Source organism: Paracoccus sp. FO-3, assembly GCF_006386455.1.
Taxonomy (GTDB): domain Bacteria; phylum Pseudomonadota; class Alphaproteobacteria; order Rhodobacterales; family Rhodobacteraceae; genus Paracoccus; species Paracoccus versutus.
On sequence record NZ_VCBQ01000165.1, the window covers coordinates 1 to 7,319 of the forward strand.

General features: G+C 68.6%; 7 protein-coding genes and 1 pseudogene. All 8 read left to right on the forward strand.

Annotated features, from left to right (window positions below; genetic code table 11):
- A pseudogene (locus FE811_RS25110) lies at window positions 1–327 on the forward strand (3-oxoadipyl-CoA thiolase); the annotation flags it as partial.
- Window positions 328–345: 18 nt separating this feature from the next.
- Window positions 346–1,335, forward strand: a complete 990-nt coding sequence (gene paaA, locus FE811_RS25115; RefSeq protein WP_036754394.1) for a 1,2-phenylacetyl-CoA epoxidase subunit PaaA — start codon at window positions 346–348, stop codon at window positions 1,333–1,335.
- A gap of 73 nt (window positions 1,336–1,408) precedes the next feature.
- Window positions 1,409–1,693 carry a 1,2-phenylacetyl-CoA epoxidase subunit PaaB gene (gene paaB / locus FE811_RS25120; RefSeq protein WP_011751029.1) on the forward strand — a complete coding sequence of 95 codons (285 nt, stop codon included), beginning with the start codon at window positions 1,409–1,411 and terminating at the stop codon, window positions 1,691–1,693.
- Window positions 1,693–2,547 carry a 1,2-phenylacetyl-CoA epoxidase subunit PaaC gene (gene paaC / locus FE811_RS25125; RefSeq protein WP_181180968.1) on the forward strand — a complete coding sequence of 285 codons (855 nt, stop codon included), beginning with the start codon at window positions 1,693–1,695 and terminating at the stop codon, window positions 2,545–2,547. Before paaB ends, paaC begins: the two co-directional genes overlap by 1 nt.
- Window positions 2,548–2,552: 5 nt before the next feature.
- Window positions 2,553–3,074, forward strand: a complete 522-nt coding sequence (gene paaD, locus FE811_RS25130; RefSeq protein WP_036754391.1) for a 1,2-phenylacetyl-CoA epoxidase subunit PaaD — start codon at window positions 2,553–2,555, stop codon at window positions 3,072–3,074.
- A 31-nt stretch (window positions 3,075–3,105) separates the two neighbouring features.
- Window positions 3,106–4,182 carry a 1,2-phenylacetyl-CoA epoxidase subunit PaaE gene (paaE, locus tag FE811_RS25135; RefSeq protein ID WP_072461248.1) on the forward strand — a complete coding sequence of 359 codons (1,077 nt, stop codon included), beginning with the start codon at window positions 3,106–3,108 and terminating at the stop codon, window positions 4,180–4,182.
- A gap of 22 nt (window positions 4,183–4,204) precedes the next feature.
- Entirely contained in the window at window positions 4,205–4,957 is a 753-nt protein-coding gene (locus FE811_RS25140) for a Phenylacetic acid catabolic protein (protein WP_036754386.1), read from the forward strand.
- A gap of 79 nt (window positions 4,958–5,036) precedes the next feature.
- Window positions 5,037–7,100 carry a phenylacetic acid degradation bifunctional protein PaaZ gene (gene paaZ / locus FE811_RS25145; RefSeq protein ID WP_140849232.1) on the forward strand — a complete coding sequence of 688 codons (2,064 nt, stop codon included), beginning with the start codon at window positions 5,037–5,039 and terminating at the stop codon, window positions 7,098–7,100.
- The last annotated feature ends 219 nt before the right edge of the window (window positions 7,101–7,319 follow it).

A 7,319-nucleotide genomic window follows, 5' to 3' on the forward strand; every position in this document is an offset into this window, starting at 1 on the left:
ATCATGGGCATCGGCCCGGCGCCGGCGGCGAAAAAGGTGCTGGCGCGCGCGGGACTGACCATCGACCAGATGGATGTGATAGAATTGAACGAGGCCTTCGCCAGCCAGGCGCTGGCGACCCTGCGCGACCTTGGCCTGCCCGACGACGCCGCCCATGTGAACCCCAACGGCGGCGCCATCGCGCTTGGCCACCCGCTTGGCATGTCGGGGGCCCGGCTTGTGACGACGGCGATGTATCAGCTGCATCGCACCGGCGGGCGCTATGCGCTTTGCACCATGTGCATCGGCGTGGGGCAAGGCATCGCGCTGATCCTCGAACGCGTTTGACCCAGGGAGAAGTTTGCCATGTATGCCCAACTCGTGAAATCCGAAGGGATGAAAGCCCGCGAGGAGATGACCCCCCAGGAGATCGCCTTTCAGGAGCGCATCGACCGCGGCGAGAAGATCGAGCCCAAGGAATGGATGCCCGAGGGTTATCGCAAGACGCTGGTCCGCCAGATCGGCCAGCACGCCCATAGCGAGATCGTCGGCCAGCTGCCCGAGGGCAACTGGATCACCCGCGCCCCCACGCTGGAGCGCAAGGCGATCCTCTTGGCCAAGGTGCAGGACGAGGCCGGGCACGGGCTCTATCTCTACTCGGCGGCCGAGACGCTGGGCGTCTCGCGCGACGAGCTGATGGAGCTCTTGCACGCCGGCAAGATGAAATATTCCTCGATCTTCAACTATCCGACGCTGACCTGGGCCGACATGGGCGCGGTGGGCTGGCTGGTCGATGGCGCGGCGATCATGAACCAGGTGCCGCTGCAACGCACCTCCTACGGTCCCTATTCCCGCGCCATGATCCGCATCTGCAAGGAGGAAAGCTTCCACCAGCGCCAAGGCTATGCGGTGATGATGAAGCTGGCCCAGGGCACCCCCGCGCAGAAGCGCATGGCGCAGGACGCGCTGAACCGCTTCTGGTATCCGGCGCTGATGATGTTCGGCCCCTCGGACAAGGATTCGGTGCATTCGGCGCAGTCGATGGCCTGGAAGATCAAGATCAACACCAATGACGAGCTGCGGCAGAAATTCGTCGACCAGACCGTGCCGCAGGCGGAATACCTGGGCCTGACCGTCCCCGACCCGGACCTGAAATGGAACGAGGAAAAGGGCGGCCACGATTTCAGCGAGCCGGACTGGTCGGAGTTCTTCGACGTGATCGCCGGCAACGGGCCCTGCAACAAGGACCGGCTGGGCGCCCGCGTCAAGGCCTGGGAGGACGGCGCCTGGTTCCGCGAGGGGCTGATGGCGCATGCCGAGAAGGCCGCAGCCCGCCGCGCGCAGGCCGCCGAGTAAGCCCGCAATCGCCAGGAACGGCGCCGCCGGCCAACCGGGTCCGGGGCGCAACCAAGTTTAGGGAGAGAGAACCATGTCCAAGGAATGGCCGCTCTGGGAAGTCTTCATCCGGGGCCAGCACGGGCTGAACCACCGCCATGTCGGCAGCCTGCACGCGCCCGACGCCGAAATGGCGATCATGAACGCCCGCGACGTCTATACCCGCCGCAACGAGGGCGTGTCGATCTGGGTGGTGCCCTCGGCGCAGATCACCGCGTCGAGCCCCTCGGAAAAGGGGCCGCTGTTCGAGCCCTCGAACGCCAAGGTCTATCGCCACCCGACCTTTTTCGACATTCCCGAAGAAGTGGGGCATATGTGATGCCGTCGCTGCCCGACATGACCACGCCCCAGGTGGCGGAACTGGCCCGGCATCAGGCCGAGGCCCATCCGGCCCATCCGACCGTGCCCCAGCCCGACGAGGGCCAGGAGGCGTTCTTCGAGACGCTGCTGCGCATCGGCGACAGCGCCCTGGTCCTGGGCCATCGCGTGTCCGAATGGTGTGGCCATTCGCCGGCGCTCGAGGAAGACATCGCGCTGGCCAACGTGGCGCTGGACCTGATCGGCCAGACCCAGCTGTGGCTGGGGCTTGCCGGCGAGGTCGAGGGGCAGGGCCGCTCGGCCGACGACTTGGCCTATCTGCGCGACGCCTGGGATTTTCGCAACCTGCTGATCTGCGAGCGTCCGAACGGCGATTTCGGCCATACGCTGATGCGGCAGTTCCTGTTCGACGCCTGGCACCATGAACTGCTGAAGGGGCTGGCGGCATCCTCGGACCCGCGCGTGGCCGAGATCGCGGCCAAGGCCGGCAAGGAAGTGGCCTATCACCTGGAACGCTCGTCCGACCTGGTGGTGCGGCTGGGCGACGGGACCGAGGAAAGCCACCGCCGGATGCAGCAGGCGCTGGACGCGCTCTGGCCCTATGCCGGCGAGATGTTCCTGGGCGACGACAAGGATGCCCAGATGGCCGCGCGCGGCATCGCCCCCGATCCGGCCAGCCTGCGTGCCGGCTGGGACGCCACGCTGCGCCACGTGCTGGGCGAGGCGACCTTGCAGATCCCCGAAAGCGACTTTGCGCACAAGGGCGGCAAGCAGGGCATCCACACGGAACATCTGGGCTATATCCTGGCCGAGATGCAGTTCCTGCAACGCGCCTATCCCGGCGCCAGCTGGTAAAGCCCATGGCCGCTGCGACCCATCCCAGCGTCGAGCAGGTCTGGGGCTGGCTGTCCGAGGTGCCCGACCCGGAGATCCCGGTGATCAGCCTGACCGACCTGGGCATCATCCGCGGCGTCGAATGGCAGGGCGACACGCTGGTCGTCAGGGTCACGCCGACCTATTCCGGCTGCCCCGCAACCAGCATCATCAACCTGGACATCGAGACCGCGCTGCGCAGCCACGGCATCGACAAGCTGCGGCTGGAACGCCAGCTGACCCCGCCCTGGACCACCGACTGGATCACCCAGGCGGGCCGCGAAAAGCTGCGCGCCTATGGCATCGCCCCGCCCATCGACGGCACGGCGGCGGACGGGGTTCTGGCCGGGCGCATCGCCCGCATGAGCGGCGCGAACCTGACCATCGCCTGCCCGCGCTGCGGCTCGACCAATACCGAAAAGATCAGCCAGTTCGGCTCGACCCCCTGCAAGGCGAATTATCGCTGCAAGGACTGTCTGGAACCCTTCGACTATTTCAAATGCCTGTAAGAAGGCGCCCCGCTTCAGGAAGGATACCCCCATGGCACGCTTCCATCCGCTGAAGGTCACCGATGTGCGTCGCGAGACGCGCGACGCGGTGGTCGTCACCCTGGCCCCCCGCGACGAGGACCGCGCGCTGTTCGACTTCACCCAGGGCCAATACCTGACCTTCCGCCGCGACTTCGACGGCGAGGAGCTGCGCCGGTCCTATTCGATCTGCGCCGGCAAGGACGAAGGCACCCTGCGCGTGGGCATCAAGCGCGTCGACGGCGGCGCCTTCAGCACCTGGGCCAACGAGAACCTGGCGCCCGGCGACGAGATCGAGGCGATGCCGCCGATGGGCAAGTTCTTCACCCCGATCGAGCCCGGGGCGGAAAAGCAGTATCTGGGCTTTGCCGCCGGCTCGGGCATCACCCCGGTGCTGTCGATCATCAAGACCGTGCTGGCGCGCGAGCCGCGGGCGCAGTTCACGCTGGTCTATGCCAACCGCCAGATCAACACCATCATGTTCCGCGAGGAGCTGGAGGATCTGAAGAACCTCTATCTCGGCCGCTTCTCGGTCATCCATGTGCTGGAGCAGGAGGGGCAGGAGATCGACCTGTTCACCGGCCGCATCGACGAGGGCAAGATGACGGCGCTGTTCCAGCATTGGCTGGACGCCGAGGCGGTCGACACCGCCTTCATCTGCGGCCCCGAGCCGATGATGCTGACCGTGGCGGCGTCCCTGCGCGGCCACGGGCTGCGCGACGAGCAGATCAAGTTCGAGCTGTTCGCCTCCAGCCAGCCGGGCCGCGCCAAGGCCCGCCCCGTCTCGGCCCAGGCGGCCGGCGCGGGCGAGGGCGTGGCCGCCACGGTGACGCTGGACGGCGCCACCCGCGCCTTCCAGATGCCGCGCGAGGGCGAGACGATCCTGGAGGCGGCCCTGGCCAACAACATGGACGCGCCCTATTCCTGCAAGGCGGGCGTCTGCTCGACCTGCCGCTGCAAGGTGCTGGAGGGCGAGGTCGAGATGGCGGTGAACCACGCGCTGGAAGATTACGAGGTCCGCGCGGGCTATGTGCTGAGCTGCCAGGCCTATCCGGTCAGCGACCGCGTGGTCGTCACCTATGACGAATGATCCGGGCGCAGGAGGGGAACCCATGTCCGATACCATGAATATCGAGGACTACCTGGCGCAGGGGGGCGTGCTGACCGCGCCCGGCAACGTGCCCGCCCGCTATCGCGGCGAGCTTTTGCGGCTGATGTCGTCCTTCGTGGACAGCGAACTGGCCGCCTCGGCCGGCTTCGCCGATGCGATCAACCTCGCCCCCGGCATCAAGGAGCGTATCGCCGCCAGCCGCATCACGCTGGAAAAGGCCGACCATGCTGGGCGCGTGCTGCGGGTGATGGCCGAGTTCGGCACCGATGCCGCCCGCTACCAGACCAGCCACGACTGGGCCGCCCGCGTCCCGCGCGACGCCGATCTGGGCACCGCGCGCCGGCCCGGCGACATGCGGCTGTCGGTGTTCCACTATCCGATCGCCGGCTGGACCGATGCGGTGGTGATGAACGTGCTCCAGGGGCTGGCGACCGGGGTGCAGATGACCGAGCTGACCCGCGTCTCCTACGGCCCGCTGGCCGAGGTCTTTCGCGAGATCGCCCCGCGCGAGGCCCGCCATGCCGAGCTGGGCCTGGAGGGGCTGGAGCAGATCGCCCAGACCGAGACCGGGCGCGAGGAAGCCCGCGCCGCCATCGCCTATTGGCAGCCGCGCGTCGCGGCGGGCTTCGGCCTGACCCATTCGGCGCGCTATGACACGCTGGCGCGCTTCGGCCTGCGCCACAGCCCGAACGAGGCGCTGCTGGCGCGCTGGGAGGCGCTGGTGTCGGAACATCTGGCCGCGCTTGGCCTCTGAACCGGCGCTTGCGGCCGCGCTCCCCGACGGGCGCGGCCTTGCCGCCCGAGCAAAACGAAGACTGACCAAGGAAACGCCAATGACCACTCCGCGCCGTCTTGAAAGCTATGTCTGCGGGTGCTGGACCCCCGGCAGCCAGCCCGGCCAGACCCTGCTGGACGCCGCCACCGGCGAGCCGGTGGCCGTGATCGATTCGACCGGCATCGACTTTGCCGCCGCGCTGGCCCATGGCCGCGAGGCGGCGGGGCCAAGGCTGCGCGCCATGTCGTTTCACGAACGCGCCGGCATGCTCAAGGCCCTGGGCCTGGCGCTGATGGCGCAGAAAGAGGAATTCTACGCCGAAAGCCTGCATACCGGCGCCACCCGCACGGACGGCTGGGTGGACATCGAGGGCGGCATCGGCACCATGCTGACCTTTGCCTCCAAGGCGCGGCGCGAATTGCCCAATGCCCGCGTGCTGACCGATGGCGATGTCGAGCCGCTGTCCAAGGACGGCAGTTTCAGCGCCCAGCATATCCTGACGCCGCTGCATGGCGTGGCGGTGCATATCAACGCCTTCAACTTCCCGATCTGGGGCATGCTGGAAAAGATCGCGCCGACGCTGCTGGCCGGGATGCCCTGCCTGGTCAAGCCCGCCAGCCAGACCGCCTATCTGACCGAGCTGATGGTGCGCCGCATCGTCGAGACCGGCATCCTGCCCGAAGGCGCGCTGCAACTGATCTGCGGCTCGGTCGGCGATCTGCTGGACCACGTGACCGAACAGGATGCCGTGACCTTCACCGGCTCGGCCTGGACCGGGCGCAAGCTCAAGACCCATCCGGCGGTGATCGCCAATTCCGTGCGCTTCACCATGGAGGCGGACAGCCTGAACGCCGCCATCCTCGGCCCCGACGCGGTGGCGGGCACGCCCGAGTTCGACCTGTTCGTGCGCGAGGTCGCGCGCGAGATGACGGTCAAGGCCGGGCAGAAATGCACCGCCATCCGCCGCGTCATCGCGCCCCGCGCCCAGGTCGACGCCCTGATCGCCGCGCTGGACGAGCGGCTGGGCAAGACCGCCGTCGGCCTGCCGGGCGACGAGGGGGTGCGCATGGGGCCGCTGGCCAGCCTGGACCAGCGCGAAGAGGTGCGCGAGCGCATCCGCGACCTGCAGGCGGCGGCCGAGATCGTCGCCGGCGATCCCGATGCGGTGCGTGTGACCTCGGGCGACGCGGCCAGGGGCGCCTTCCTGAACCCGGTGCTGATGTATGCCGCCAGGCCCTTCGCGGCCGGGGCGGTGCATGAGGTCGAGGCTTTCGGCCCCGTCTCGACGGTCATGCCCTATGACGACCTGGACGAGGCGGTGGCCCTGGCGCGGATGGGCCGCGGCTCGCTGGTCACATCGGTCTTTACCGACGATCCGAAGGTCGCCGAGGAGCTGGTGCTGGGCGCCGCGCCCTGGCACGGCCGGGTGCTGATCGGCAACCGCGCCTCGGCCAAGTCCTCGACCGGGCATGGCTCGCCCCTGGCGCCGCTGGTCCATGGCGGCCCCGGCCGCGCCGGCGGCGGCGAAGAGATGGGCGGCATCCGCGGCGTCAAGCATTACATGCAGCGCACCGCCGTGCAGGGCGCGCCGCGGCTGCTGTCGGCCGTCACCGGGCGCTGGATCCCCGGTGCCGACGTGCGGCAGGGCGAGCATCCCTTCCGCAAGTCGCTGGCCGAACTGCGCATCGGCGACCAGCTCGTCACGGCGACCCGCACCGTCACCCGCGAGGATGTCGAGCATTTCGCCCATTTCACCGGCGACACCTTCTATGCCCATATGGACGAGGCGGCGGCCAAGGCGAACCCGTTCTTCGACGACCGCGTGGCGCATGGCTACCTGATCGCCAGCTTTGCCGCGGGCCTCTTCGTCGAGCCGAACCCCGGCCCGGTCCTGGCCAATTACGGCGTGGACAACCTGCGCTTCCTGACCCCGGTCTATTTCGGCGACACGCTGCAAGTGCGGCTGACCTGCAAGGAGATCAACCCGCGCGAGAACGCCGGCCATGGCGAGGTGCGCTGGGATTGCCAGGTGACGAACCAGAAGGGCGAGGTCGTGGCGCAATACGACGTGCTGACCATGGTGGCCAAGGAATGGCCGCTGGCCCAGGCGGCGGCGCAATAGGGCCGTCGCCGGGCTTGCGTCGCCGGATGCGCGAACGGACCGGCGGGACGGTGGGCGCCTGCGCCCCGCCGGTCGTCGGGCGGGACCGCCCCGCCCGATGCCTCAGCCCTGCGCGGGCAGCAGGCTGCGCGCGATCGAGGCGTCCAGCGCCTCGAAGGCGTTGAGCCCGATCGCCTCGTAAAGCTCGGCCCTGGTCTGCATCTCGGGCAGCATGGCCGT